The 25,922-nt window shown below is 61.7% G+C and carries 24 protein-coding genes and 1 tRNA gene; 8 read left to right on the forward strand and 17 right to left on the reverse strand.

The genetic code is table 11. The annotated features are described in order from the left end of the window. Nucleotides 1-90: 90 nt before the first annotated feature. Nucleotides 91-648: a hypothetical protein gene (locus ACFPWW_RS23055; protein ID WP_112570926.1), complete on the forward strand. Its 558-nt coding sequence runs from the start codon at nt 91-93 to the stop codon at nt 646-648. Between the two features lie 292 nt (nt 649-940). Next, on the forward strand, nt 941-1,597 hold the full coding sequence (locus ACFPWW_RS23060) for a hypothetical protein (protein WP_377313335.1): 657 nt from the start codon (nt 941-943) through the stop codon (nt 1,595-1,597). A gap of 30 nt (nt 1,598-1,627) precedes the next feature. Here ACFPWW_RS23060 and ACFPWW_RS23065 read toward each other — a convergent pair whose 3' ends face one another. From ACFPWW_RS23065 to ACFPWW_RS23075, 3 genes are read right to left on the reverse strand one after another with little or no spacing between them, the layout of a single operon-like run. Next, nucleotides 1,628-2,422, reverse strand: coding sequence for an anti-sigma factor family protein (locus ACFPWW_RS23065; RefSeq protein ID WP_377313337.1), 795 nt, complete (start codon nt 2,420-2,422; stop codon nt 1,628-1,630). After that, complete coding sequence (locus ACFPWW_RS23070) at nt 2,419-3,024, reverse strand: RNA polymerase sigma factor (protein WP_112754833.1); 606 nt, start codon at nt 3,022-3,024, stop codon at nt 2,419-2,421. Before ACFPWW_RS23070 ends, ACFPWW_RS23065 begins: the two co-directional genes overlap by 4 nt. A 49-nt stretch (nt 3,025-3,073) precedes the next feature. After that, nucleotides 3,074-3,610, reverse strand: coding sequence for a tetratricopeptide repeat protein (locus ACFPWW_RS23075; RefSeq protein ID WP_112706112.1), 537 nt, complete (start codon nt 3,608-3,610; stop codon nt 3,074-3,076). 173 nt (nt 3,611-3,783) lie between these two features. Between ACFPWW_RS23075 and ACFPWW_RS23080 the strand changes: the two genes are divergently transcribed. From ACFPWW_RS23080 to ACFPWW_RS23090, 3 genes are all read left to right on the forward strand, one after another. Further along, on the forward strand, nt 3,784-4,836 hold the full coding sequence (locus ACFPWW_RS23080; protein ID WP_112571051.1) for a type III polyketide synthase: 1,053 nt from the start codon (nt 3,784-3,786) through the stop codon (nt 4,834-4,836). After that, nucleotides 4,833-5,336 (forward strand): isoprenylcysteine carboxyl methyltransferase family protein, encoded by a 504-nt coding sequence (locus tag ACFPWW_RS23085; protein ID WP_377313339.1) that lies wholly within the window; start codon nt 4,833-4,835, stop codon nt 5,334-5,336. The genes ACFPWW_RS23080 and ACFPWW_RS23085 overlap by 4 nt, the downstream gene beginning before the upstream one ends. A 77-nt stretch (nt 5,337-5,413) precedes the next feature. Continuing rightward, the gene (locus ACFPWW_RS23090) at nt 5,414-6,661 is read left to right on the forward strand and encodes an NAD(P)/FAD-dependent oxidoreductase (RefSeq protein ID WP_377313341.1); all 1,248 of its coding nucleotides are present in this window, start codon (nt 5,414-5,416) and stop codon (nt 6,659-6,661) included. Here the strand turns inward: ACFPWW_RS23090 and ACFPWW_RS23095 are convergent. From ACFPWW_RS23095 to ACFPWW_RS23140, 10 genes are all read right to left on the reverse strand, one after another. Then, nucleotides 6,651-7,187: a gluconokinase gene (locus ACFPWW_RS23095; protein WP_112570912.1), complete on the reverse strand. Its 537-nt coding sequence runs from the start codon at nt 7,185-7,187 to the stop codon at nt 6,651-6,653. The two genes, ACFPWW_RS23090 and ACFPWW_RS23095, sit on opposite strands and share 11 nt — an antisense overlap. Nucleotides 7,188-7,228: 41 nt before the next feature. Continuing rightward, nucleotides 7,229-8,071: a dipeptide ABC transporter ATP-binding protein gene (locus tag ACFPWW_RS23100; protein ID WP_112570910.1), complete on the reverse strand. Its 843-nt coding sequence runs from the start codon at nt 8,069-8,071 to the stop codon at nt 7,229-7,231. Next, a complete protein-coding gene (locus ACFPWW_RS23105) occupies nt 8,071-8,922 on the reverse strand; it encodes an ABC transporter ATP-binding protein (protein ID WP_112570908.1) in 852 nt (283 codons plus the stop codon). The genes ACFPWW_RS23100 and ACFPWW_RS23105 overlap by 1 nt, the downstream gene beginning before the upstream one ends. A 1-nt stretch (nt 8,923) precedes the next feature. Then, entirely contained in the window at nt 8,924-9,814 is an 891-nt protein-coding gene (locus ACFPWW_RS23110) for an ABC transporter permease subunit (protein ID WP_377313343.1), read from the reverse strand. A 9-nt stretch (nt 9,815-9,823) separates the two neighbouring features. Continuing rightward, nucleotides 9,824-10,828 carry an ABC transporter permease subunit gene (locus ACFPWW_RS23115; RefSeq protein WP_112570904.1) on the reverse strand — a complete coding sequence of 335 codons (1,005 nt, stop codon included), beginning with the start codon at nt 10,826-10,828 and terminating at the stop codon, nt 9,824-9,826. Nucleotides 10,829-10,915: 87 nt separating this feature from the next. Next, entirely contained in the window at nt 10,916-12,511 is a 1,596-nt protein-coding gene (locus tag ACFPWW_RS23120) for an ABC transporter substrate-binding protein (RefSeq protein ID WP_112570902.1), read from the reverse strand. A gap of 349 nt (nt 12,512-12,860) precedes the next feature. Beyond that, nucleotides 12,861-13,340, reverse strand: coding sequence for an iron-responsive transcriptional regulator RirA (gene rirA, locus ACFPWW_RS23125; RefSeq protein ID WP_112570900.1), 480 nt, complete (start codon nt 13,338-13,340; stop codon nt 12,861-12,863). Between the two features lie 111 nt (nt 13,341-13,451). Further along, complete coding sequence (locus ACFPWW_RS23130; RefSeq protein WP_377313345.1) at nt 13,452-14,507, reverse strand: M48 family metallopeptidase; 1,056 nt, start codon at nt 14,505-14,507, stop codon at nt 13,452-13,454. Further along, nucleotides 14,497-15,555 (reverse strand): YjgN family protein, encoded by a 1,059-nt coding sequence (locus tag ACFPWW_RS23135; protein ID WP_377313347.1) that lies wholly within the window; start codon nt 15,553-15,555, stop codon nt 14,497-14,499. The genes ACFPWW_RS23130 and ACFPWW_RS23135 overlap by 11 nt, the downstream gene beginning before the upstream one ends. Before the next feature lie 168 nt (nt 15,556-15,723). Next, complete coding sequence (locus tag ACFPWW_RS23140) at nt 15,724-17,220, reverse strand: CoA-acylating methylmalonate-semialdehyde dehydrogenase (protein WP_112570894.1); 1,497 nt, start codon at nt 17,218-17,220, stop codon at nt 15,724-15,726. 173 nt (nt 17,221-17,393) lie between these two features. Here ACFPWW_RS23140 and ACFPWW_RS23145 point away from each other — a divergent pair, with 173 nt between their 5' ends. Further along, complete coding sequence (locus tag ACFPWW_RS23145) at nt 17,394-17,708, forward strand: putative quinol monooxygenase (protein WP_112754978.1); 315 nt, start codon at nt 17,394-17,396, stop codon at nt 17,706-17,708. A gap of 12 nt (nt 17,709-17,720) precedes the next feature. Continuing rightward, nucleotides 17,721-18,602, forward strand: coding sequence for a LysR family transcriptional regulator (locus ACFPWW_RS23150; RefSeq protein ID WP_112570890.1), 882 nt, complete (start codon nt 17,721-17,723; stop codon nt 18,600-18,602). Between the two features lie 85 nt (nt 18,603-18,687). Here the strand turns inward: ACFPWW_RS23150 and ACFPWW_RS23155 are convergent, their stop codons facing one another. The 3 genes from ACFPWW_RS23155 to ACFPWW_RS23165 form a co-directional block, all read right to left on the reverse strand. Continuing rightward, nucleotides 18,688-18,927 (reverse strand): helix-turn-helix domain-containing protein, encoded by a 240-nt coding sequence (locus tag ACFPWW_RS23155; protein ID WP_112570888.1) that lies wholly within the window; start codon nt 18,925-18,927, stop codon nt 18,688-18,690. Between the two features lie 223 nt (nt 18,928-19,150). Continuing rightward, nucleotides 19,151-19,227, reverse strand: a tRNA-His gene (locus ACFPWW_RS23160). 132 nt (nt 19,228-19,359) lie between these two features. Continuing rightward, the gene (locus ACFPWW_RS23165; protein ID WP_112570886.1) at nt 19,360-19,809 is read right to left on the reverse strand and encodes a phasin; all 450 of its coding nucleotides are present in this window, start codon (nt 19,807-19,809) and stop codon (nt 19,360-19,362) included. A gap of 214 nt (nt 19,810-20,023) precedes the next feature. Between ACFPWW_RS23165 and ACFPWW_RS23170 the strand changes: the two genes are divergently transcribed. Continuing rightward, a complete protein-coding gene (locus tag ACFPWW_RS23170) occupies nt 20,024-23,668 on the forward strand; it encodes an ATP-binding protein (protein WP_377313350.1) in 3,645 nt (1,214 codons plus the stop codon). A 263-nt stretch (nt 23,669-23,931) separates the two neighbouring features. Here the strand turns inward: ACFPWW_RS23170 and ACFPWW_RS23175 are convergent, their stop codons facing one another. After that, the gene (locus tag ACFPWW_RS23175; protein ID WP_377313352.1) at nt 23,932-25,884 is read right to left on the reverse strand and encodes an acetoacetate--CoA ligase; all 1,953 of its coding nucleotides are present in this window, start codon (nt 25,882-25,884) and stop codon (nt 23,932-23,934) included. Nucleotides 25,885-25,922: the final 38 nt, after the last annotated feature.

Consider the following 25,922-nt stretch of genomic DNA (forward strand, 5'->3'; position numbering starts at 1 on the left):
TGCCGGCAACCCGTGCCGGCGGCCGCCCAGTAGCAAAACCTCAACTTTCCGCCGCTAGAATCGGCCCAACTCCTGGAGGCGATTCGAGCCATGAAGACCTTTTCTGCGATATTGCTGGCGGCACTTCTCGTCCCGGTGGCGGCCCGGAGCGAAGCGGTGCCGGGCGAGACGGAATGGATGGGCGAAGCCCGGCAATGGGCGGTCGGGTTTGTCGGCGAGAAGCCGTCCTATTGCCGGCTGGTCTGGGACGACGAGCTTGGAAAGACGGTCGAATTCCGGCAGAGCCTCGACAACGTCATGTGGCTGGTCTCGAAAGACGGCTGGGATATCCCGGCAGGTACTGCGACCAAGGTAACGCTCGTCGGCTATTCCGGCACCAAGGCGGTTGCCGCCGAAGCCTTCGACGGCAAGACGCTTCGCATTCTGCCGGCCGACGGCAAGACCGGTGTCGCGCAGATCAAAAAGATCCTCAAGAACTCCTTTGTCGGCACGCCGGACATGGAGCTCGATTTTTCGGGAAATGAAGAGAAGTGGGTGGTGCCGCTGTCGCGGCTCCAGCAGATGTATACGACCTATGTCAATTGCCTGAACCGGCTCGTGCCTGCCAATCAGGCCAGACCGGTTTCCGACAAGACCCAGCCGTTCTGAATCCTGTCGCGATCCCCCGGATCGGTCGGCACGTCTTCGCTTTCTCACGTGGGTCCTTGCCGCAAGACCGCCGAACACTTTTGCGCGACCTGCTCTCATTCCACGCAGGTCTTTGCCGCAAAACCGCTGAACACTTTTGCGCGACCTGCTTGCAAACCCCGCATTCTGCGTCGCCACGCCGCAGCAGCGCGCCACAAATTCGGCCTCCGCCGCAATGATCATCCATTTCGCCCGCCGTCCTTATCGAGAGGCGGGCTGTTGGATGGTGTTCTTCCCCTTTCAGGAGGTCATTGTGCAAAAACGTCGTATCGCATCTCTCATGGGCGCTGCCGTCATTGCCGCCGCAGGCTTTGCCGGCCCCTCGGCAGCCCAGACCGTCTCCCACAAATCCACCGATACCCATATGCTCGTCGTGCGCCTGCCCGATGGCTCGCTCGAGCGCATCCGCTATGCCGGCAACCAGGTGCCGCAGATCCGTATCGACGGCGAGCCGGATCCGGCGCCCGGCCTCTTCGATCCGTTCTGGCCTGCGGCGCCCTTTGCCGATCTGGACCGCATATCCGCGGCGATGGATCGCGAGGCTGCCGCCATGCTGCAGCAGGCCGACACGATGATGCAGGCCCCGCCTCGCGATCCGGCAACGATCGGGCTCACCGGGCTTCCTGCCGGCGTGCAGGGCTATTCGATGGTCTCGACCATATCCGGCGACGGCGTGTGCACGCGCAGCCTCCGCTACTTCAGCACCGGTAACGGCAAGCCGCATGTCGAGAGCAGCACGTCAGGCAATTGCTCGCCAGGCAAGGCGGCGAGTGCGCCTCTGCCCGCGAAGACGCCTCACCCGGCCTTCAAGCCGAGAGCATCCGGCATTATCCAGGTGAATGCCGAGCCGCCGGCCGCAACCGGAAGCGTGTCGCAGGCAGGCTTTCGGCTTGCGAGCGCCGTGAACTGACGGATCGGGGCATGGCCCCTCTCGTCATGCCTAGACGGAAATCTTGCTTCGTACCGCGTCGGCGATCTCAGTCATCCGGTCGACGGGCGCGTGGCCGATGAGCATGAAGGCGTGGGTGGCGCTCGACCAGTAGACGACATTCATGCCCTTGCGGCCCTCTATATCGGGCGCCTTGGGACCGGCACCGGAGGCGACGATGCAGAGCGCCATGGGGCCGGTCTCCGGGTCGAGATAGGCGATCTGGGCAAGCGGCTTGCCGTCATATTGCAGGATCTGCGCGCGCTTGAAATCGACATCCGGCAAGGCGACCTGTTCCGGCGAGAGCTGCAGGCCGAGGGTGGTGTCGAGGCGGGCAAGCTGGGTTGCCTGCACTTCAGCCGATGGTACGGGACCGGCCAAGGTTTCCGGCGTATAGAGCGAGATATATTCGGCGACGACGGCGCGCCATTCGCCGTTTTCGTCCCTGCCCGAAAGCCTGGTGCCGAGGCCGATCACGGCGCGATCGACGGCAATGCCGACAACGAGCGAAGCGGCAAGCGCGCCGAGGAAACCGCGGCGGCTGGCAAAGACCGCCGGCCTTGCCGGCTGCGGGACCGGAATGGCCGACAGCATGAATTCGAGCTTCGCCTGCGGGGCGGCGTCAAGCAGCGGCGCAAAGGCTTCCCTGTACGGCAGGTCGGCGCGGGCCAGGAATTCCAGCCGCTCGGCCACGGCTTCGTCAGTGCCGATCAGCGCCTCGATGCGGGCTGTGTCTTCGGGGCCAAGCTCACCGTCGATGAAGGCGGTCAGTTCCTCGTCGGAGGGCATTATGTGCTTCGTGCTCATTCAAATCCCCCTGCCGATACGGTCTCGGAGAGCTTCGCGCGGGCGGCTGCCAGCCGGCTCATCACGGTGCCGATCGGAACATCCAGTATGGCGGCGACCTCGCGATAGGAAAGCCCTTCCACATAGGCGAGGAAAACCGCCGAACGCTGCGCCTCCGGCAGCGCGTTCACCTGTTTCAAGACCTGGTTGGCCATGACATGCGTTTCGGTGTCGCGGGCGCCGTCGAAGGTCAGCGTTTCATCCGCATCGACGAAGCCCTGGCCCTGGCGCACGCGCCGCGCACGGATCTCGTTCAGCCAGATCGAATGCAGGATCGAAAACAGCCAGCGGTCGAGCCTGGTGCCGGCCACGAACTGCTCGGCCCTTTCCAGCGCGCGAAGGCATGTCGCCTGCACAAGATCGTCGGCCACATCGCGCTGGTGCGAAAGGACGAGGCCGTAGCGCCAGAGACGGGACAGATGTTCCGTCAGGCCTCTCCTGATATCCGCCTCGCTCGCGATGGCCGCCTCCGCGCGTATCTGCTGCCTGGGAACCGCCGGCGGCGCCGGCGATTCCGTTCGGGCGTGACTATAGGCAGGAAATGCGGTGTGTGCGACCGACATCCGGAAATATCCTTCAATCAACCCTGCCTCTCTCCTGCCGGCTGCCAACTCAGATCTTCGACGGATCGAGGATGGCGGCGTTGAGGTCCTGGTATTCCTCGCAGCCGGTGCCGCAGATCGCCTTGATCGTCGTCAGCTGCTCCTTGGCGAGGGTGAGCTCACCTTTGACGACATAGGCTTCGCCGAGATATTCGCGAACCTTGGCATAGTGCGGATCGAGCTTCACCGACTGCAGATAGTAGGAGATGCCCTCATCCGTGCGGCCAAGCTTGCGGGTGGCGTAACCGCGATAATTCAGCCATTCGGCATTGTTCCTGTCCTTGACGGTGTCGAGCATGGCGAGCGCTTCTTCAAAGCGGCCGGCCTTGGCAAGCGAATAGGCGTAGTCGGTGCGGTTTTCATCCGTCACGTTGGCGCTCTGCTGCTTGACGCATTTCTTGGCCTTCTTGTCGTAGATTTCGCCCTTCTTGCAGACCGGCATGGTGCTGCTATCATCGCCGATTGCGAAGACAGGGCCGGAAAAGACGGAGGCGGCAAGGCAGCTGCCGAGCACGAGGGTAGCGATGCGGACAGTCTTGGTCGTCATTGGAAAACTCCTCAGAAAATGACGTTGCGAGGAGTGAACACCGCTGCATCGGGCTTTATTCGGCGGCGTTGTGCTTTTTTGCGATCACGTCTTCTTGAAGAGAGCCGCACCGAATAAACCCTTCAGCCAGCGTGTTTTCCGTTCGTTCCGCCGGGAACGACAAGGAGAATATCGTGTTGCAATCCGTCAGACTCTTAAGTCTCGTCACCGCAGTGCCCGAACATATCATTCCCCAGACCGAGGCGGCCGAAGCCTCTGCCCGCCTTTTTGCCGACCGCTACAAGGAATTCCGCCACCTCGCGCGCGTCTTTGCCAATGCCGGCATCGAAAAGCGTCATAGCGCCCGTCCCCTCTCGTGGTTCGAGGAGACGCATGGCTGGCAGGACAGGATGGAGGCGTTTGAGGAAGTCGCCGGTTCGCTGTTCGCGACGGCCGCAACCCGCGCGCTCGAACAGGCGGGGCTGACGGCCGGCGAGGTCGATTGCATCGTCAGCGTCTCCTCCACCGGCATCACCACGCCGAGCCTCGACGCACGGCTGGCGGGGCGGCTCGGTTTTCGCGCCGATATCGAGCGCGTGCCGGTCTTCGGGCTCGGCTGCGCTGCCGGCGTATCCGGCTTCGGCATCGCCTCGCGGCTGGCACGCAGCCGCCCCGGCGCTGTCGTGCTCTTCGTCGCGATCGAACTCTGCACGCTCGCCTTCCGTCTGGACGAACTGACGAAACCGAACATCATCGCGACGGCGCTTTTCGGCGACGGGGCCGCAGCCTGCGTGCTGCGATCGGGCGACGGGGGCATGGCGGCGGTGGAATCGGCCGGCGATCACCTGTTTCCCGACACGCTCGACATCATGGGCTGGAAAATCGATGATACCGGCCTCGGCATCCTGCTGGCGCAATCGCTGCCCCCCTTTGCGGAAAGGGAACTCGGGCCGGCAATCGACGGCATTCTGGCGCGCAGCGGGCTCAAGCGCAGCGATATCGGCCGGTTCATCTGCCATCCCGGCGGCACCAAGGTGCTGGCGGCGATGGAGAGCGCACTTTCCATGGAATCGGACACGCTCGACATCGAGCGGTCGGTGCTTGCCGACTACGGCAATATGTCCTCGCCGACCGTGCTCTTCGTCCTGGAGCGGGCCATCCGTGCCGGCCTGCCGGACCGGGCAGCAATGGTCGCCATGGGGCCGGGCTTCACGGCAAGCTGCGTGACGCTGCGGAGGGTCGCATGATGTGGCCGTCCATGGCACTGCTGACCTTCGTGACCGCCCAGCGGCTCTCGGAACTCGCGATCGCGCGCCGCAACACGATGGCGCTTTTTGCCAAGGGGGCGCGCGAGATCGCGCCCGAACACTATCCCTATATGGTGGCGCTGCATACGGGCTGGCTCGCCGGGCTCTGGATGCTGGCGGCGGGGCAACCGATCCAGCCCGTCTGGTTCGGCCTGTTCATGCTGCTGCAGGTGCTGCGGCTATGGGTGCTGTTCACGCTTGGCGAGCGCTGGACGACACGCATCATCATCCTGCCCGGCGCGCCGCTTGTCAAAAACGGCCCCTACCGCTTCCTCAAACATCCGAATTACATGATCGTGATCGGAGAGATCGCGGCCCTGCCGCTCGCCTTCGGCATGCCGCTCTACGCGCTCGTGTTTTCGCTGCTCAACGTCGTCATCCTGACGATCCGCATCAGGGTTGAAAATGCCGCACTGAAGAGCGCAATGATTTTGAAATGAAATGCGATTTTTCGTTTGCGCCGCAGCATTCAGATGGGCATTTTAGGCTTTAAAAACACAGCGGAATGCAGGGGAAAATGACGAAAAACGCAATCGTGCTCGGCGCCGGTATCGTTGGGGTTTCGACGGCCATCCATCTTCAACGCCGCGGCCGGCAGGTGACACTGGTCGACCGCAAGGAGCCGGGCAACGAAACCTCCTTCGGCAATGCCGGCCTGATCCAGCGCGAAGGCGTCATGCCCTACGGCTTTCCCCAGCAGCTCGGCCTTCTGCTGCGCTATGCGCTGAACAACCGCATCGATGCGCATTATCACCTGAAGGCGCTGCCGAGCCAGCTGGCGTTTCTGGCCCGCTACTGGTGGAACTCCAATCCGAAACGGCATGCGATGATCACCAGGGCCTATGCGCCGCTGATCGAAAACTCGATTATCGAGCACAAGGACCTCATCGAGGCCTCGCAGGCGCAAGCGCTGATCCGCAGGGACGGCTGGATGAAGATCTTCCGCACCGAGGCCAAGCGCGACGAAGCCTTTGCGGAAGCCGCCCAGTGGAAGGACCAGTTCGGCGTCGGCTACGAAAGACTGGATTCCGCCGATGTCGCCCGTCTCGAACCGAACATCATGGGGAAATTCGTGGGCGGGTTGCGCTGGATCGACCCCTGGTCCGTGCTCGACCCGCATGCGCTGACGCGCGCCTACCGCACCTATTTCGAAAGCCTCGGCGGCCGCTTCGTGACCGGGGATGCGGCTTCGCTCGGGCAGGCCGGCTCCGGCTGGAGGATCATGACGGCGGAAGGCTCGATGGAGGCCGATGACGTGGTGCTGGCGCTCGGCCCCTGGGCAGCGGTTGCGACGCGCCGTCTCGGCTATTCCTTCCCGCTCGGCGTCAAGCGCGGCTATCACATGCATTACGGCGTCGAGGGCAATGCGGTGCTCAACAACTGGACGCTCGATTCCGAGCGCGGCTATTTCCTGGCGCCGATGAACCGTGGCGTGCGCCTGACGACGGGGGCCGAATTCGCAACGCTGGAGGCACCGAAAACGCCGGTGCAACTGGACCGGGCCGAAGCCGTGGCGCGCACGATATTTCCGCTGGGTGAAAGGCTCGATGCGGAGCCGTGGATGGGTGCGCGGCCCTGCACGCCCGACATGATGCCGATCATCGGCAAAGCGCCACGCCATCAGGGACTGTGGTTCGCCTTCGGTCATGCCCATCACGGGCTGACGCTCGGGCCGGTGACGGGACGCGTGCTGGCGGAGCTGATGACCGGCGAGACGCCGTTCATCAATATCTCGGCCTATTCGCCCAACCGGTTCAATCCGTAACGGCCAGGGCGGCAAGAGCCTTCAGGGCCTGCGCCGCGATTGCCTCGACCGTGTCGTCGATCCCGACCGTCACAACGCCCTTTTCGCCTGTCGGCACTTCCAGCGTCTGCAACTGGCTTTCCAGAAGCGAGGCCGGCATGAAGTGGCCCTTGCGATGGGCCATGCGCTCCGTCAGCAGCGCCCTGGAGCCTTCGAGATAGACGAAATAGAGATTGCCGCCGGCTGCCGCCCGCAGGCGGTCGCGATAGATGCGCTTCAGCGCCGAACACGAGACAACGATGCCCTCGCCCCTGGCAAGCGATGCCTTCATCGTCTCGCCGATGCGGTCGAGCCAGGGCATGCGGTCCTCGTCGGTGAGCGGAATGCCCTTGGACATTTTCTCGACGTTGGAGGCCGGGTGAAGGGCGTCGCCTTCCGCGAACGGCAGGCCGAGGCCTGCCGCTATCTTTTCGCCGATCGAGGATTTGCCGGAACCGCTGACCCCCATGACGATGATCGCATGGAGAGTTCGGCTATCCTCGGTCATTGCTCATCTCGCTCATATTGGCTGCGTGGACGATCTGCGGTTTACGAGGCCGCAGACAGGACGGCATTCTTGCGCGCGAGGCGCGCCTTGATCGTATCGACATCCGCGCGCGGCGTCGCTGCAAACAGGGTCTTGGTGTAGTTGTGCTGCGGATCGTTGAAGACCTGATCGCGCGTGCCGTATTCGACCGCCTCGCCGAAATACATCACCATCACGTCGTCTGCCATGTAGCGGACGACCGAAAGGTCGTGGCTGATGAAGACATAGGTCAGGTTCAGTTCGTCCTGCAGATCGGCGAGCAGGTTCAGAACCTGGGCCTGCACCGAAAGGTCGAGCGCGGAGACCGGTTCGTCGAGAACCAGAAGCCGGGGCTTGAGCATCAGCGCGCGGGCAATGGCGATGCGCTGGCGCTGGCCGCCCGAGAACATGTGCGGGAAACGATTGAAATGCACGTCCTGCAGGCCGACCTTGCGCAGCATCGCCATGGCGAGGTCGCGCCGCTCGGAGGCGGGCGTATTGGTGTTGATGACCAGCGGCTCCATCAGGATATCGCCGATCTTCTTGCGCGGGTTCAGCGATCCATAGGGATTCTGGAAAACGATCTGCACCTTGCGGCGGATTTCCGGCGTCAGGTCGCCCTTGAAGATGTCGACCTTGTTGCCGTCGATCAGGAGATCGCCCGAGGTGGCCGGGTCGATCATCGTGACGATGCGGGCAAGCGTCGACTTGCCGCAGCCGCTTTCACCGACGATTGCGAGCGTCTTGCCCTGTTCGACGGAGAAACTCACGCCCTTGACGGCATGGACCGTTCTCGCCTTCTTGAACATGCCGCCCGGCAGGTAATAGTCGCGAACGATGTTCTTTGCTTCGAGGACTGGCGTCATCAGGCCGCTCCCTCCACGGTCTTGTTCGGATTGAAAAGTTCGCCGATGGTCGGCAGCCGGTCGCCCGTCGCGTTTTCCGGAAGCGCGGCGAGCAGGGCGCGCGTATAATCGCTCTTCGGGGATTCGAACAGGGAGAGAACGTCGGCCTCTTCCATCTTACGACCCTTGTACTGCACGATCACGCGGTCGGCCGTTTCGGCAACCACGCCCATATTGTGGGTGATCATGATCAGGCCCATGCGATGTTCGGTCTGCAGGCGCATCAGAAGATCGAGGATCTGCTTCTGGATGGTCACGTCGAGCGCGGTGGTCGGCTCGTCGGCGATGAGGAGCTTCGGATTGCAGGCGATCGCAATGGCGATCATGACGCGCTGGCACTGGCCGCCCGACATCTGGTGCGGGAAGTGGTTGAGCCGTTCGGCGGGATCGGGAATGCCGACCGCCTGAAAGAGCTCGATCGCGCGCTTGCGGCGTTCCGCCTTGCCGAGGCCGAGATGGATCCTCAACACTTCCTCGATCTGGAAGCCGACGGTGAAGCAGGGGTTGAGGCTGGCAATCGGCTCCTGGAAGATCATCGACATATCCTTGCCGATGATTTCGCGCCGCTTGGCGCCGGACATGCCGAGCAGGTTCTGCCCGTCGAAGACCATCTTGTCGGCCGTCACCTTCGCCGTCCAGGGCAGAAGGCCCATGGCGGCCAGCATCGAGACCGACTTGCCGGAACCGGATTCGCCGACGATCGCCAGGACTTCGCCGGCATCGACCTTCAGCGAAACGCCGTCGACGGCCCGGAAAGGTCCGGTCGAGGTCTGGAATTCGACGACGAGATTTTCGATTTCGAGAAGCGCCATATCAGGACCTCTTCATCTTGGGATCGAGCGCATCACGCAGGCCATCGCCCATCAGGTTGATGGCGAGAACGGTGATGAGGATGGCAAGGCCCGGAAATGTAACGACCCACCAGGCGCGCGAGATGAACTCGCGCGCTTCGGCGAGCATCGTGCCCCATTCGGGTGTCGGCGGCTGCGCGCCCTGGCCGAGGAAGCCGAGGGCGGCTGCATCGAGGATCGCGGCGGAGAAGGCGAGCGTTGCCTGAACGATCAGCGGACCGAGGCAGTTGGGCAGGATCGTCTTGAACATCAGCCGGAAGGTGCCGGCGCCGGCCACGCGGGAGGCAATGACATATTCCTTTTCACGCTCGCTCATGACGGCGGCGCGCGTCAGGCGCACGAAATGCGGCTGGTTGACGATCGAGATCGCGATCATCGCGTTCAGCAGGCCAGGACCGAGAACGGCAACGAGCACGAGGGCCAGAAGCAGCGACGGGAAGGCCAGGATGATATCCATCAGGCGCATGATGACGATATCGACGCGGCCGCGGAAATAGCCGGCGACGAGGCCGATCAGCACGCCCGCCACCACCGACAGCGTGACGACCACGACACCGATGAACAGGGAAAAACGGGCGCCGAAGATCAGGCGCGACAGGATATCGCGGCCGACGGCATCGGTTCCGAGCGGATAGGAGATGCTGCCGCCATCCATCCAGAAGGGGACGGAGAGCAGAAGCTGGCGGTTCTGCTCGTTCGGCGCATGCGGCGAAACGAGCGGGGCGAAGATCGCCATCAGAAGGATGAGGACGAAAACGAAGAGGCCGATGACGGCGCCCTTGTTTCGCGAGAAATAATACCAGAATTCCGTGAGAGCGGAGGGCTGGTCGGATTTTGCAGTAACCGTGCTCATGGACCGCTCCTAGTGCCTGATACGCGGATTGACGAAGCCATAGGCCAGGTCGACGAGCAGATTCACCAGCATGATGATGCCGGCGATCAGGAGAAGGCCGCCCTGGACGACCGCGTAGTCGCGCTTGAAGACGGCATCGACCATCCACTTGCCGATGCCCGGCCAGGAGAAGATCGTTTCGGTCAGGATGGCGCCGGCAAGCAGCACGCCGACCTGCAGGCCGATCGTGGTGATGACAGGGATCATGGCGTTTCTGAGCGCATGGATGCCGACGACACGCAAGGGCGCCAGACCTTTCGAACGGGCCGTGCGCACATAATCCTCGCCCAGCACTTCGAGCATCGCCGAACGCGTCTGACGGGCGATAACGGCAAGCGGGATGGTGGCAAGCACCACGGTCGGCAGGATGAGATAGCTGACGGCCGAGGCGAAGGCGCCCTTCTGGCCGGAGAGAAGACTGTCGATCAGCATGAAGCCGGTGACAGGCTTGAAGAAATACATCAGCGAGATGCGGCCGGAGACCGGCGTCCAGCCAAGATAGCCGGAGAAGAAGATGATGAGCAGCAGGCCCCACCAGAAGATCGGCATCGAATAGCCGATGAGGGCGACACCCATCACGCTCTGGTCGAACCAGGTCCCGCGCTTGACCGCGGCAAAGACGCCGGCGGGAACACCGAGGAGGATTGCGACAAGGATGGCGCAGATCGAAAGTTCGAGCGTGGCCGGGAAGAGCGTGAAGAACTCGCCGAGAACCGGGCGCTTGGTGACGATCGAGGTGCCGAGGTCGCCGTGCAGCACTTTTCCGAGATAGTCGAAATACTGCACATACATGGGCCGGTCAAAACCGAGATCGTGCATGATCTGGGCGTGACGTTCGGGTGCCATGGTTCGTTCGCCCGACAACAGCATGACGGGGTCGCCAGGAAGCAGGCGGATGAACGAGAAGGCAATGAGCGAAACGCCTAGGAAGGTCGGTATCAGGACTGCGAGGCGCCCGATGAGAAATCGCAACATAGCAGGTTGTCCAATAGTTTCCGGCGGTCAGGTGGAAACCTGACCGCCGGTCAAGCCCGGTTTTAGCCGGGCAGTTTATCATTTTTCTTATTCGGCGATATCAACGCCGTCGAAGCGGTGGATGCCGAGCGGGTCCATGTGGAAGCCCGACACCTTCTTGCTCACGGGAACGAAGACCAGCGAGTGATCGAGCGGAGCCCAGGGGGCTTCCTTCTTGAAGATCAGCTGGGCTTCTTCGTAGAGCTTCGTGCGCTCGGCAACGTCAGCCGTTTCCTTGGCCTTCGTCATCAGAGCGTCGTAGTCCTTGTTGCACCACTGGGCGCGGTTGTTGCCGCCGACAGCGTCGCAGCCGAGCAGCGTATCCATGAAGTTGTCCGGGTCGCCGTTGTCGCCGGTCCAGCCGAGGATGACGGCGCCATCGCGCTTCGTGTCGGAGGAGAGCTTCAGGTATTCGGCCCATTCATGGGTGACGATCTCGACATTGACGCCGATCTTGGCAAAGTCCGCCTGGATCAGTTCGGCGGCGCGACGCGCGTTCAGCATGTACGGACGCGAAACCGGCATTGCCCAGACCTTCATGGAAAGGCCCTTGACGCCGGCAGCTTCGAGAGCCTTCTTGGCGCCTTCCGGATCGTACTTGTCGTCCTCGACCTTGTCGTTATAGGACCACATGGTCGGCGGGATCGGGTTCTTGGCAACCTGGGCAGCGCCCTGGAAGACGGCGTCGATGATCGCCTGCTTGTTGATCGCCATGTTCAGCGCGCGGCGGACTTCCGGCTTGTCGAACGGAGCCTGCTGGGTGTTGTAGGCGAGGAAGCCGACGTTCAGGCCCGGCTGTTCCATGACCGTGAGGTTTGCGTCCTTCTTCAGCTCGGCAACGTCGGCTGCGTTCGGATACGGAATCAGGTGGCACTCGCCGGCCTTCAGCTTCTGGGCGCGCACGGCAGCGTCAGGGGTGATCGCGAAGACGAGATCGTCGATCTTTTCCTTGCCCTTGAAGTAGCTTTCATTGGCCTTGTAGCGGATGACGGCATCCGGCTGATAGGCGACGAAGGTAAAGGCGCCCGTGCCGACCGGCTGCTGGTTGAACTGGGCCATCTTGCCGTCAGCAGCGAGCTTGTCGGCATATTCCTTGGAAACGATGGATGCGAAGTCCATGGCGAGATCGGCCAGGAACGGTGCTTCCGGATGGTTGAGCGTGAACTTGACCGTCAGGTCGTCGACCTTCTCGACCGACTTGATGAGATCCGGGAAGCCCATGCCGGCAGCGTATTCGTAGGAACCGCCTTCGACATACTTGTTCCACGGATTGTCGGACTTGATCTGGCGCTCGAAGGAGAAGACGACGTCGTCGGCGGTGAGATCACGCGACGGGGTGAAGAAATCGGTCGTCTGGAACTTCACGCCGGGATGCAGCTTGAACGTATATTCGGTGCCGTCGGGGGAAACCGTCCAGCTGTCGGCGACGCCGGGCTCGATCTCCGTACCGCCATGCTTGAATTCAACGAGGCGGCTGAAGACCGTACGCGAAGAAGCGTCGAAGGTCGTGCCCGCCGTGTAGAGGCTCGGATCGAAGCCTTCCGGCGATCCTTCGGAGCAATAGACAAGCGTCTTGGAATACGCGGCGGTGGCCATGACCGAAGCCAGGGCTGTCGCTGCGAGCAGGACAGAGAACTTTTTCATGATGTCGTTTCCCAGGTTTGTTCTTTTTTGATCTTTGGAGATCGGGGGCTCATTACCCCGATCAGCGGGCCGATGGAACGATATTTATTTGCTGAAAGCAACGGCATCCGCAGAAAATTTTTCCAGAAAAGCAATTTTAGAAATTTTCGGTCAAAAATAGGCCAAAATTTGCAAGATTGAGGCAGATTTAATCCGATTCCCGTCGCTTTTGGTATAATTTCGCGTCGCGAAACGGCTCTGAAAGCGGTTTCAAGTCACTCTGATATATCAACAGTCCGTGAGCCACCAACAAAAAACCACGGCCACTGAAAATGGCCATGGTTCGTGACGGTATCAGAATATTCCAATCTCAGGCGGCCGGCGCCGGAACGGCAGGCTTGCGATAGTCGTGTTCACCGGTGAGGCCGAGCAGGAAGTTGATCTGCGGCCGGGCTTTGACCAGGTCGTCGATCGAATATTCGGTCAGCACGTCGAAAAAGGCATTCAGCGCCTTGCGCAGCGCCGAATTCAAGCCGCAGCTATCGACCAGCGGGCATTCGATCGCGCCGTCCTCAAAGCATTCCGCCATGGCGAAACTGTCTTCCGTGACCTTGACCACATCGAAGAGGCTGATCTCAGTCGCCGGCTTGCCGAGGCGCACGCCGCCGTTGCGGCCGCGCACCGTCTCGACCAGGCCCGCCTTGTTGAGCGGCTGCAGAATCTTGAAGAGAAAGAGCTCGGAAACGCCGTATGCCCTGGCAATTTCGGGAATGCGGCTCAACTGCCCTTCATTGGCTGCACAATACATCAACATGCGAACCGCATAGTTGGTCTGCTTCGTCAACCGCATGCCAATCTCCTGAATCGTCTTTACAAAGCGTATATAGTGGCTTTCGTAGTTTTGAACAATTCCAAAATATGAAATTCACATTCAGCTTAACTGAGGCCGATTGCCGCTGGCTTACCGGCCTTCCAGGCTCTTGGCGTAGTCGATGATAGCCTGCCGGCGCTCAGGCGTTCCCGGGTGGGTCGACAGCATGCTCGTCCCGGAGTGATCTCCAAGCCTGTCCTCGAGCTCTTCGAAAAACCGGGCGATCGCAAGCGGATCCATCCCGCTTGCCCGCATCAGCTCAACCGAGCGCCGGTCGGCCTGGCTTTCGGCGCTGCGGGAATAGGAGAGCGCCAGCAGGCCGCCGCCCTGAGTCATGATGTCTTCGACCCCGGAACCGACGTCGCCCGCGGTCAACATGACGAGAGCCGCCATGCCGGCGGCGCGATAAAGCTGCCGAAGGCTGTGCTTGTATTCGACATGGCCTATCTCGTGGGCGAGAACGCCCGAAATCATTTCATCATCGCCATCGGCGAGTTCGATCAACTGATCGGTGATGACGATATTACCGTCGGGAAGCGCAAAGGCATTGGGACCAATCGCACCGCCGTCACGGAAATTCAGCACATAGCCTGCAGCCCCCTCCTTCGTTGCGCCGGCAATACGCATGAAGCGCTCGGTAATTTCTGTCTGGCGCGCTTGCGGCACGTCACTTACCGACAGGACGGTCGTATCGAGCGTATTGAGCGTTCCTGACGACATCATCTGCGGCACGACGGGCGGCGTCACCAGAACGGCGATCTCGACCAGAAGCGGAAGAGCATAGCGGTAGATGCCGATGGCAAGAAGGATAACGAGTGCGGCGAAAACGAAGATGCGCGGATGGAATTCCTCAAGCAGATGAACCCAGCCGGCATGGCGCCGCCCGGCATTCTTCAAAAAGGCATCGATAGCCGCATTATCGGCCGTTTCGAAGAGCGAGCCATCTGCGAAATTGATCCGGCGCGGGATGTCGCCGACCCTTGCGCTGATCGACAGACCGGCAAACGCACCGCTGGAAAGCCTGGTTCCCTCGGCCGAGACGGCGGAAATACCATCGGGATACGAGACGAGGGTCGCGATGACGCGACCGCTCGAACCTGGCGGATACCATTCGCCGCCGGCGATGGTTTGGCCGTCAGAAACCAAAATCGAAGCCTTCCATGCTCATGTATTCCGAGCCGACCGCTCCACCGCTCTGCTGGACTGCCGTGACGACATCGCCGATATCTCCATCGACGGCTATTGCCGTGTGCTCCACGACATAGCGCGTCAGTCGCACTGCCGCCCACGGACGCATCAGCCCGAAAGTGCAGATCGTCACCACCAGGTTCGACAATGTGATCCAGACATAACGGCCACGTGACAGATCGCTTCTCAGCCGGTGACGGCCATCGATCACCATGGACGACCATACGATGTTATGGACAGCCGCACGATAGATGATACCTGCAAGCGCGTAGACAATCACGACGCCGAATGTGACTAGGTAGATCGAACCGACCAGCACGGCCCCCGGCAGATTACCGGAGGACTGGGTAGCGACGGCTCCGGCGATCAGGACTCCCAGAATGACGAAGCCGATGATCGTGATGATCGCCGGGATGACAAGCGCCAGGTAGAGCGATCCAATACGGGGATCGACAAGGAATTTGCGATCGCCGTAACGAAGATTGTTGAACACATAACGGTTCAGCCACCGGCTGGCGAAGGGCGCCAGCAGACCGAGCGAAATGGCAGCCAGAAAACCGCCCACCATTACGGCAGCGAAGGCGCCGCCGACCGTGCCGACGAAATCGAACCGGACATTGCGGTAGCTCGTCACCCGCGCGTTGAAGCGGATCCCGCGCATGATCAGCCACGGCATGGCGATCAGAACTAGGATCAGGGTGACGAAAGCAAACAGGGGATGGAGAGTAGTGAGAATGTTGAGAACCACGACAAGTCCGAAGACGATCAGCCGGCCGATGAAGATCTGCTTTCCGGTGGCGTGATATTCGAAGCTGCTGCCGAGCAGGACGGTATTGCCGTAGAAATACCGATTGCGACGCACCTTCGCCCAGGCCGAATAGATGCCTAGCGTGATGACCGTCAGAAGAATGTTGACGATCCAGATGCCGAAATATTCCGATGCACGACCGTTGAATTTCGCGCGCTCAAATGAATTGACGGCAGGCTTTGCCGTTCCAAAGTCCATGACATTTCCCCCAAACCCGGCATTCGCAGCTGCATAACGGAATCACTCGCAGAACAGCTTGCACGTGAACATGGTTTGAGAAGCAAAAATCAGCGGAATTAACAACCTGCAATCGAACAAAAAGAGGGCCTCCCGGCCCTCAAATTGCAAATTCATGTGGTTTTCACGTTATTTCATCGTCGGCATGACGAATTCGGCGTCGCCCTTGATGCCGGAGGGCCAGCGGGCGGTGATGGTCTTGGTGCGGGTCCAGAACTTGATGGAATCGGTGCCGTGCTGGTTGAGATCGCCGAAGCTCGAGGCCTTCCAGCCGCCGAAGGAATGATAGGCGAGCGGCACCGGGATCGGAACGTTGATGCCGATCATGCCGATATTGACGCGGGAGGCGAAATCGCGGGCCGCGTCACCGTCACGCGTGAAGATCGCGACGCCGTTGCCGTATTCGTGCTTCATCGGCAGGGAGAGCGCTTCCTCGTAATTGTGGGCGCGCACGACCGAGAGGACCGGCCCGAAGATTTCCGTCTTGTAGATTTCCATCTCCGGCGTGACGTTGTCGAACAGGCAACCGCCGACGAAATAACCGTTTTCATAGCCCTGCAGCTTGAAGTCGCGGCCGTCGACGACGAGCTTGGCGCCCTCTTCGATGCCCTTGCCGATGAGGCCCTGGATGCGGTTATAGGCATCCTTGGTGACGACCGGCCCCATGTCTGCCTTTTCGTCGGTGTAAGGACCGATGCGCAGGGATTCGATCTTCGGGACCAGCTTTTCGACGAGACGGTTTGCCGTCTCCTCGCCAACGGGAACGGCGACCGAGACGGCCATGCAACGCTCGCCGGCAGAGCCGTAACCCGCGCCCATCAGGGCGTTGACGGCCTGATCCATGTCGGCATCCGGCATGATGATCATGTGGTTCTTGGCGCCGCCGAAGCACTGGGCACGCTTGCCGTTCGATGCAGCCGTTCCATAGACGTAACGGGCGATCGGCGTGGAGCCGACGAAGGAAACGGCACCGATATCGGGATCGGTGAGAATTGCGTCGACCGCGGTCTTGTCGCCGTTGACGACGTTCAGGATGCCGGCCGGCAGGCCGGCTTCGATCATCAGTTCGGCGAGGCGGATCGGCAGGGACGGATCACGCTCGGAAGGCTTGAGGATGAAGGCGTTGCCGCAGGCGATCGCCGGGGCGAACATCCACATCGGGATCATGCCCGGGAAATTGAAGGGCGTAATGCCGGCGCCGATGCCGACCGGCTGACGCAGGGAATACATGTCGATCGCCGGACCGGCACCTTCGGTAAACTCACCCTTGGCAAGATGGGGAATGCCGCAGACGAATTCGCAGACCTCGAGGCCGCGGACGATATCGCCCTTGGAATCCTCGACCGTCTTGCCGTGCTCGCTGGAGAGCAGCGTCGCAAGCTCATCCATGTGCTGGTTGAGGAGATCGACGAACTTGAAGAAGACGCGGGCGCGGCGCTGCGGGTTGGTGGCGGCCCATTTCGGCTGTGCGGCCTTGGCGTTTGCGACGGCAGCGCGCAGTTCCTCGACGCTTGCGAGCGCCACCTTTGCCTGCACTTCGCCGGTCGCCGGGTTGAAGACGTCGCTGGTGCGGCCGCTGGTGCCGGCAACCTTCTTGCCGCCGATGAAATGACCAATCTCACGCATGGGTGTTCCTCCTGATCTTCTGGATGACGCAACAATCGCACTTCAATTTGCACAAATCAATGCGCTGGAATTAGCAACCGTTGTGCGCATATTATAGCTCTATCTGCGATGACCGGCGCTCCTGCCTGAAAACTTGGCACGGCGCGCGGGCAAGTCAAAGGGAAGGTCAAGAGATGCGTGGAAAACCTGTCGTCAGAATGGCGGAACTGGAGATCGATCCCGAAAGGCTCGAGGCCTATCGGGTGCTGCTCGCCGAAGAAATAGAAACGTCCGTGGCGCTGGAGGATGGCGTGCTTGCGCTGAATGCCGTTTCCGTCCGGGACCGGCCGAACAGCATCCGCATTCTCGAGGTCTATGCCAGCAGGGAGGCCTACGAGGCGCATCTGCAGACACCGCATTTCCTCAAATACAAGCGCGAGACGGCGGGCATGGTGACGTCACTGACGCTGATCGACGTCGATCCGATCGCGATGCGGTCTAAAGCATGAACTGGCCCGATCATGAACTGGGATGACGTTCGCATTTTCCTTGCCGTCGCCCGCACCGGGCAGATCCTTGCCGCGTCGAAACGGCTGGGGCTCAATCACGCCACGCTCTCGCGCCGGCTGACCTCGCTGGAGGAGGCGCTGAAGACGCGGCTTTTCATCCGCCGTACGAACGGCTGCGAGCTGACGGCCGAAGGCGAGGTCTTCCTCGGCTCGGCGGAGCGGATGGAGACGGAAATGCTCGCCGCGCAGGCCAATCTCGGCCACACCGACACGGCCATCGCCGGGACGGTGCGCGTCGGCGCGCCGGACGGGTTCGGCGTTTCCTTTCTCGCGCCGCGCATGGGCAGGCTGATCGAGCGCCATCCGGCCCTGAAGATCCAGCTCGTGCCGGTGCCGCGGTCCTTCTCGCTGTCGCAGCGCGAGGCGGATATCGCCATCACGCTGGAACGGCCGGAACAGGGCCGGCTCGTTTCCTCCAAATTGACCGACTACACGCTCGGCCTCTATGCGTCGCGGGATTACCTGGCGCTGCACGGCAGGCCTGACGATATCGAGGCGCTGAAGGCGCATCCGCGCATCGGCTATGTCGAGGACCTGATCTTCACCGCCTCATTGAATTTCTCGGGCGAAGTCATGCGCAGCTGGGATGCGGGGTTCGAAATCTCAACGGCGATCGGCCAGACTGAGGCGGTGCGCACGGGAGCGGGCATCGGCATCCTGCACGACTATATTGCCCGGCAATACGCGGAACTGGAGCGTATCCTGCCGCAGGTCTCCATCCGGCGGGCCTATTGGACGACCTATCACGAGAGCGCGCGCGATCTCTTGCGCGTACGCTGCGTCATCGATTTTCTGCAGGAGCTGATCGATGCGGAGAAACACATCTTTCTCTAGAGATGGCTTGTTTCTCCGGAGATAACTTGGCCGTTGAAGGCCGACGACGGCCGATCAGAGAAGGCTGATCGGCCCTGTCGCAACGTCAGATATGCAAAAAGGCGGAAACCGGAACCTGCAGCGCTGCAGCAATGCGCTTCAGCTTTGCCGGATCGGCACTTTCGCCATTCTCAATTTCGAGGATTTCGCCGTTGGCCAGACCGCAGGTCACTGCGAGGTCTTCGATACTGTAGCCAACCGCACTGCGTGCGCCCTTGACTGCCGCAGCCACGTCAATCGGGGAAACAGCGGTCGATTCCTCAATATTCTGAACAGAAATGGACATCAAATTCTCCTTAATGCCTCGGTGGACTGTCCCTACCCCCAGGCGGCAAGCCGCCAGCATTTCGCGACGCAACGAAAACATCGGGCAATTGCTGCATCGCACCGCCCATAAATAGGTAAACGAATATTAACGGCAATAGCAAAATGCGAGCAGGCATCATTTTGACGTCAAAAAGCGTCCATGCCGTGTATTGTCGTCAGATCAAACCTACTTATGGGGGAGATGGTACGGTTGAGTGGGGTCGAACCACTGACCTCAGGTGCCACAAACCTGCGCTCTAACCAACTGAGCTACAACCGCACAATGTCACGCTCGGCGCGACGGGGGTCACATACGAGGACTTGAACTTTAATTCAAGTCCCGATTTGCACTCAATATACAAAAAGGCTGAACGCAAGGTCCAGCCTTTTATTGGCTATCGAGAGCAGCCGATCAGGCAGCCTTGAAGGATGCCATGACCTTTTCAGCGGCTTCCTTCGAAGGCTTTGCGACCTTCTCGGCCACCTGCTTGGTGGTTTCCTGCAGCGCCTTCGCCTGCTCGACGGTCACTTCCGCCTGCTTGCGCAGGAAAGAGGTCTGCAGCTCGAAGAATTCGGCGACGGACTTGACGTTGAGAAGCGCTTCCAGGTGGGAGAGCGAGCTTTCGGCATTGACGCGCAGCGCGTCGATCGCCTTGAGGCCGATCTCGACGCCGCCGGCCTGTGCGGTCTGCACGGTCGCTTCCAGCGTCTTGCCGGCTTCCTCGCCTGCAGACTTCAGCTTGGCATAGGCTTCCTTGGACTGCTGAGCACCTTTTTCAGCGAAGTCACGGAAGGACTCGGCCAGCTTGCTCGGGTCGAAAGAGGCAATTGAAAAAACGTCGTCGGTCTTTATGGTAGCCATGGGATAGCGTCCTTTGGGGCGGGCAGATCTCGTGCCCTCGATAAATTGGATAAATCTTATATAGGGCATTTTATTGTGCATTGCAACATCATTGTGCGTCGCACAATACGTTAACCTTCCCGGCCGAAAGCTCCCCGCTCTTCTGGACCGGTCGCAGACCTGCAGTTATTAATAAGCAGTTAATTCTAAAGAGGCGAAAGCGACAGGTTCGATCATGCCCGCAGTCCAGTATCCGTTCATCGACATTGCCGTGCATGCGCGGGTGCGTGAGCGATTCTCGCGTGGCGAAGCCATGGTGCTGTTCTCTGCCGATCTTGCGCGCCTGCTGTGGGCAAACGGCGCGGGTGCTGCGCTTTTCGGCCATACGGCGGTCTATGACCTGCTCGACCAGGGCGTCAGCCATGCCGACATTACCTTCCGGCAGCTGGAAGCGACCGCCCGCCAGCTCGGCGCGGTCGGCGACCAGAAAGGCCTCGTCATCCGGATCGCCAAGGGCTTCCAGCGCGTTCAAGCTCCGGCGACGGCGGAGCTCATCCGCCTTGCCTCCGGCGAGAAGGCCATCCTGTTTTCGGTTCCCGTCTCCACGCGGCCGCTGACGGCGGGTGCCAGCGCCGCGCAGATGCTGCAGGGGCTCGACGATCCGGATACGCATATGGCCGTTATCGGCGCGGAAGGCGAAGTGATTGCGGCCTCGCCTGGTTTTGCCTCGCTCGGCATCACCCAGCAGGCAGCCAGGACGCTCATCACCCTTGCCGGCGCCCATCCGGACCGCATGGTCAAGCGTCCGGTCGCCACAGGACGTGGCTATCTGCCGGCTGCGTTCGGCAAGCTCAACGACAACCCGGCGCTCCACCTTCTGTTTGCGGTCGAAACGGCAATCGGCCATCTCGATCCGATCGAACCGGAGCGCGGGGCCGAAGAGGCCGAGGATATTGCATCGGCGCAAGCGCCGGCGGATGAAGTTGCCGTTGTCGCCGCACCGGCGGCCGGTTTCACCGAAGCCGAGGCGATCGAGGCGGTTTCCGGCATCGAGGAGGTCGAGGATACGCTGGAGGATATTACCGGCGAGACGGAACACCTGACCGACACGAGCCAGCCGGGGAAGGTCGAGGCCCGGTCGCGGCCGGCGGCAGACGATATCGATTCCGCGCCTGAAACGGTTGCCGCCGATGGAGCCGGCGAGCAGCCGGTCGAGGCGGATGCTGCGGCAGAAGCGGCCGTTGCGGAAAGCGCAGAGGCGCCCTCCCCCGTTGCGGCCGACGTGGAGCCGGAAGCGCCCATTTCCGTCGCCGAAAATTTTGCCGCCGCACCCGTCGTTCCGGAAGCAGCGGCCGCCGCCAGGACGAGCAGCTTCGTCTTCAAGCCCAACAGCCGCGCGACCCGCTTCGTCTGGAAGATCGACGCGGAGGGCCGCTTCAGCGAAGTCTCGCACGAGTTCGCCGAGGCTGTCGGACCGCATGCCAGCAACATTATCGGCAGCGCGTTTTCCGATGTCGCCGCGCTTTTCAACCTCGATCCGGAAGCCAAGCTTTCCGAAGCCCTGGCGCGACGCGATACCTGGTCCGGCAAGACGATCTACTGGCCGATCGAAGGCTCGAGCCTGGTCGTTCCCGTCGATCTCGCCGCCTTGCCGACCTATACGCGCAACCGCGACTTCGACGGTTTCCGCGGCTTCGGCGTCGTGCGTCTGTCGGATGCCCAGGAAGATCCCCTTGCGCTTGGCCTGACGCTTGGACCTGACGGCATCGGCCATGACGCCTCCTCGCTCGGCCCGGTCAACGAAACCGCAGCGCAAGAGGCGGACGAAGAAGAAGCAGCGCCGCAGGCAGCCGGGACAGAGGCCGCCGTCCGGGATGAGACGGCAGAGCCGGAACTCGCAGAAGCCGAGCAGGCCGCCTCGGCGCCTGATAGTGCCGGGCAGCCGGAAGAACAGCAGGTTCGCGATGCAGAGGAGGAACCGCCGGCGCTGCGTATTTCGGAGACGCCGAACCGCCGTTTCACCGACAAGATCGTGCAGCTTCATAACGCCACGGGTGGCCTGACGGCCGCCGAGCAAGCCAACTTCCGCGAAATCGCCAAGCGCCTCGAAGCCTTCGGTGCCCGGCGCGACGAGCCGGTCGCGGCAGCCCAGCCGGAACCTGACGCGGCCGAAGCACCGGCCATCGAGGACGAGACGGCGACGGTCGGGCAGGCAGCGCCGCAGGAGGCGATTTTCGAAGCCGCCGCCGAACCGCTGACGCAAGAGCCGGCCGGCGACGAGACCTCCGCCCCCGAAGCCGAAGATGACGTGACCGAAGGCCTGCAGGAAACGGTCAGCCAGATCGAAGTGCTGACCAGCTTTATTCCGCCGCGCGTGAAGATGACGGACGGGCTCTCGGCTGCGACCGTCGACCTGCTGCCCGTTGCCGTGCTGATCCATGCCGGCGACCAGCTGATCCACGGCAACCCGGAATTCCTGCGGCTGACCGGCTATGCGTCTGTCGATGCGCTCGCCGAAGTGGGCGGCATCGATGCGCTGCTGCAGCGTCACGATCTTGAGACCGGCGCCGGTGCGATGATGCTGGTCAGGGCCGATGACAGGCTGGTGCCGGTTACGGCGCGCCTGCAGTCGGTGCGCTGGGAAGATTCCAATGCACTGATGCTGGCGCTGATGCCGGTCGAGAGCCGGGAGGAAGGCAAGGGCGAGGTGATCCGCCTCGACCAGCGCTCGGACCGCATGGTCGAGAAGGTCGCCAAGCTGCAGGTCGAGGTGGAGGAACTGCGCTCGATCCTGGAAACGGCAACCGACGGTGTGGTCGTGATCGGCGCGGAAGGTGAAATCCGCTCGATGAACCGCTCGGCAAGCGCGCTCTTCAACTATGATGAGCAGGAAACGCGCGGCAAGCCTTTCGTCATGCTGTTTGCGCATGAAAGCCAGAAGGCGGTGCTCGATTATCTGCATGGGCTTTCGGGCCACGGTGTGGCGAGCGTGCTGAACGACGGACGCGAGGTGATCGGGCGCGAGGCAGCCGGCGGCTTCGTGCCGCTGTTCATGACGATGGGGCGGCTCACTTCCTCCAGCGGCTATTGCGCCGTCATCCGTGACATTACCCAGTGGAAGCGCACCGAAGACGAGCTGCGCAACGCCAAGGGGGCGGCCGAAACGGCAAACGCCCACAAGACGGATTTCCTGGCGCGCGTCAGCCATGAAATCCGCACGCCGCTCAACGCCATCATCGGCTTTTCCGACATGATGGCGAGCGAGCGCTTCGGGCCGATCGGCCATCCGCGCTATATCGAATATGCCAACGATATCGGCCGCTCGGGCCGGCATGTTCTCGATATCGTCAACGACCTGCTCGACATTTCCAAGATCGAGGCAGGCGAGATGGATCTCGACTTTGCCTCCGTCGGCCTCAACGAGGCGATCTCGGAGGCCGTGGCGCTGGTGCAGCCGCAGGCCAACAGCCAGCGCGTCATCATCCGCACGGCACTGTCGCAATCCGTGCCCGACGTCGTGGCCGACCTGCGCTCGATCAAGCAGATCGCGCTCAACATCCTGTCGAACGCCATCCGTTTCACGCCATCGGGCGGGCAGATCGTCGTTTCGACCTCCTATGAGGCGAACGGCAGCGTGGTGCTCAGGGTGCGCGATACCGGCATCGGCATGACGCGCAGCGAGCTCGATCAGGCGATGAAGCCGTTCCGGCAGGTGCCCTCCACGCAATCGCGCCATCGCGGCGACGGCACCGGTCTCGGCCTGCCGCTCACCAAGGCGATGGTCGATGCCAACAGGGCGATTTTCTCGATCAATTCGGCGCCGAACGAGGGAACGCTGGTGGAAATCACCTTCCCGTCGCAGCGCGTGCTTGCCGGCTGAAACGCTTATTGTCGCGCGGTTTCGGACGCAAAGCCGCTCTTCTGCTCACCAAAGAAAAGGCAGCCATTGGCTGCCTTCGAGAGTTAGTGCTGGTAAAACAAGAGCTTAGCCTGAGAACGTCATGTTTCGGGAACCGCGGTTCCAGGCCATCTCTTCATGTACGGCCTCCAAGTTGGCTTCACCTTTGACAAACCTTTCTTAACGAAAGGTTTCCGGCACAAAGAATTGATCAACGGCGAAAGTTTGTAGTTTAGCAAGCTCTTTCAAACCTTTAGCTCGTCCAGACCGGCAAAAAGCCTGAGCGCCTCGGGATTGGCAAGCGCCTCCTGGTTTTTCACCGGCCGGCCGTGGACGACTTCGCGCACGGCAAGTTCGACGATCTTGCCGGATTTGGTGCGCGGGATATCGGCGACCGCAATGACCTTGGCGGGCACATGGCGCGGCGAGGCGCCGACCCGGATGCGGGTCTTGATCGCCTTGACCAGATCCTCGCTCAGGGTAACGCCGGGCGCCAGCCGGACGAAGAGCACGACGCGCACGTCGTCCTCCCAATCCTGGCCGATGCAGAGCGCCTCGGCCACCTCTTCCATCTGCTCGACCTGATTGTAGATTTCCGCCGTGCCGATGCGCACGCCGCCGGGATTGAGCGTGGCGTCGGAGCGGCCGTGGATGATGAGGCCGCCATGTTCGGTCCATTCGGCGAAATCGCCATGGCACCAGATATTGTCGAAGCGCTCGAAATAGGCGGCGCGATACTTGGCGCCATCGGGATCGTTCCAGAACATCACGGGCATCGACGGAAAGGCCCTGGTGCAGACGAGTTCGCCCTTTTCCTGGCGGACAGAATTGCCCTCGTCGTTCCAGACATCCACGGCAAGGCCGAGCCCCGGCCCCTGGATCTCGCCACGCCAGACCGGTTGCAGCGGATTGCCGAGCACGAAGCAGGAGACGATATCCGTGCCACCCGATATCGAGGCGAGCTGGACGTCTTGCTTGATACCTTCGTAGACAAAGCTGAAGCCTTCCGGCGACAGCGGCGAACCGGTGGAGGTAATCAGCCGCAGGCTCGACAGGTCATGGCTGAGGCGCGGCGCCAGTCCGCTTTTGCGCACCGCGTCGATATATTTGGCCGAGGTTCCGAAGATCGCGAACTTCTCCTGAGCCGCATAGTCGAAGAGCACGTTGCCATCGGGCGCAAAGGGCGAGCCGTCGAACAGGCAGAGCGTGGCGCCGGAGGCAAGGCCGCTTGCCAGCCAGTTCCACATCATCCAGCCGCAGGTGGTGAAATAGAAAAGCCTGTCTCCCGGCCGCAGGCTGCAATGGAGACGGTGCTCCTTCAGATGCTGGAGCAGCGTGCCGCCGGCCGAATGCACGATGCATTTCGGCACACCCGTCGTCCCCGAGGAAAACAGGATATAGGCCGGGTGGGAAAAGGGCAGCTGCACGAATTCAACCGGCTTGGCCGCGTAGGGCGCGACGAAATCGGCAAGCGTCTTGCCGCCTTCGGTCTCGCGCGCCACGGTTTCGGCGTCACCCGCATAGGGAACGACGATGGTCGGCACGCCAAGGCTGCTTGCGACGGCCGCCACCTTGGCCTTCACGTCCTGCAGCTTGCCATTATACCAATAGCCGTCGCAGGCGATGAAAAGCTTCGGCGTGATCTGGCCGAAACGGTCCAGCACGCCCTGTTCGCCGAAGTCGGGCGAGCAGGACGACCAGATGGCGCCGATCGAGGTTGCCGCCAGCATGGCAGCCACCGTTTCCGGCATGTTCGGCATCATGGCGGCAATTCGGTCGCCCTCACCGACGCCGAGCGCGCGAAAACCCTGCTGGAGCTGCGACACGAGCGCGCGCAGACGATCCCACGACCAGCGATCGCTCACCTTGTCCTCGCCGCGGAAGATAATGGCGTCGCCCGCCCCGCTTCCGCTCAAGAGGTTTTCCGCAAAGTTCAGCCGCGCCCCGGGGAAGAAGCGCGCTTCCAGCATACGGTCGCCATTGACCAGGACATCGGCGCCGCGCTCTCCCTTCACGCCGCAGAAATCCCAGAGGGCCGACCAGAAATTTTCCCGGTCGGCGATCGACCAGGCATGCAGATCCTCAAAGCCTTTCAAAGCAAGGCCGAAATCCGCGTTGCAGCGCTGCATGAAGGCATGAATCGGGCTGTTCTCGATCCCGTCTTGCGTGGGTGTCCAAAGCGGCTGGTTTTCCTGCATTCAATCCTCCTCCCAATGCGGGAGTTATATCATGCTGC

This window comes from Rhizobium sp. GCM10022189, assembly GCF_042656325.1.
Lineage (GTDB): Bacteria > Pseudomonadota > Alphaproteobacteria > Rhizobiales > Rhizobiaceae > Rhizobium.

What these genes read in the sequence shown, in the direction of transcription:
- ACFPWW_RS23055 (WP_112570926.1), top strand. Translation starts at nt 91, where the DNA reads ATGAAGACCTTTTCTGCGATATTGCTGGCGGCACTTCTCGTCCCGGTG.
- ACFPWW_RS23065 (WP_377313337.1), bottom strand. Translation starts at nt 2,422, where the DNA reads ATGAGCACGAAGCACATAATGCCCTCCGACGAGGAACTGACCGCCTTC.
- ACFPWW_RS23070 (WP_112754833.1), bottom strand. Translation starts at nt 3,024, where the DNA reads ATGTCGGTCGCACACACCGCATTTCCTGCCTATAGTCACGCCCGAACG.
- ACFPWW_RS23075 (WP_112706112.1), bottom strand. Translation starts at nt 3,610, where the DNA reads ATGACGACCAAGACTGTCCGCATCGCTACCCTCGTGCTCGGCAGCTGC.
- ACFPWW_RS23085 (WP_377313339.1), top strand. Translation starts at nt 4,833, where the DNA reads ATGATGTGGCCGTCCATGGCACTGCTGACCTTCGTGACCGCCCAGCGG.
- ACFPWW_RS23090 (WP_377313341.1), top strand. Translation starts at nt 5,414, where the DNA reads ATGACGAAAAACGCAATCGTGCTCGGCGCCGGTATCGTTGGGGTTTCG.
- ACFPWW_RS23095 (WP_112570912.1), bottom strand. Translation starts at nt 7,187, where the DNA reads ATGACCGAGGATAGCCGAACTCTCCATGCGATCATCGTCATGGGGGTC.
- ACFPWW_RS23100 (WP_112570910.1), bottom strand. Translation starts at nt 8,071, where the DNA reads ATGACGCCAGTCCTCGAAGCAAAGAACATCGTTCGCGACTATTACCTG.
- ACFPWW_RS23105 (WP_112570908.1), bottom strand. Translation starts at nt 8,922, where the DNA reads ATGGCGCTTCTCGAAATCGAAAATCTCGTCGTCGAATTCCAGACCTCG.
- ACFPWW_RS23110 (WP_377313343.1), bottom strand. Translation starts at nt 9,814, where the DNA reads ATGAGCACGGTTACTGCAAAATCCGACCAGCCCTCCGCTCTCACGGAA.
- ACFPWW_RS23115 (WP_112570904.1), bottom strand. Translation starts at nt 10,828, where the DNA reads ATGTTGCGATTTCTCATCGGGCGCCTCGCAGTCCTGATACCGACCTTC.
- ACFPWW_RS23120 (WP_112570902.1), bottom strand. Translation starts at nt 12,511, where the DNA reads ATGAAAAAGTTCTCTGTCCTGCTCGCAGCGACAGCCCTGGCTTCGGTC.
- rirA (WP_112570900.1), bottom strand. Translation starts at nt 13,340, where the DNA reads ATGCGGTTGACGAAGCAGACCAACTATGCGGTTCGCATGTTGATGTAT.
- ACFPWW_RS23135 (WP_377313347.1), bottom strand. Translation starts at nt 15,555, where the DNA reads ATGGACTTTGGAACGGCAAAGCCTGCCGTCAATTCATTTGAGCGCGCG.
- ACFPWW_RS23140 (WP_112570894.1), bottom strand. Translation starts at nt 17,220, where the DNA reads ATGCGTGAGATTGGTCATTTCATCGGCGGCAAGAAGGTTGCCGGCACC.
- ACFPWW_RS23145 (WP_112754978.1), top strand. Translation starts at nt 17,394, where the DNA reads ATGCGTGGAAAACCTGTCGTCAGAATGGCGGAACTGGAGATCGATCCC.
- ACFPWW_RS23150 (WP_112570890.1), top strand. Translation starts at nt 17,721, where the DNA reads ATGAACTGGGATGACGTTCGCATTTTCCTTGCCGTCGCCCGCACCGGG.
- ACFPWW_RS23155 (WP_112570888.1), bottom strand. Translation starts at nt 18,927, where the DNA reads ATGTCCATTTCTGTTCAGAATATTGAGGAATCGACCGCTGTTTCCCCG.
- ACFPWW_RS23165 (WP_112570886.1), bottom strand. Translation starts at nt 19,809, where the DNA reads ATGGCTACCATAAAGACCGACGACGTTTTTTCAATTGCCTCTTTCGAC.
- ACFPWW_RS23170 (WP_377313350.1), top strand. Translation starts at nt 20,024, where the DNA reads ATGCCCGCAGTCCAGTATCCGTTCATCGACATTGCCGTGCATGCGCGG.
- ACFPWW_RS23175 (WP_377313352.1), bottom strand. Translation starts at nt 25,884, where the DNA reads ATGCAGGAAAACCAGCCGCTTTGGACACCCACGCAAGACGGGATCGAG.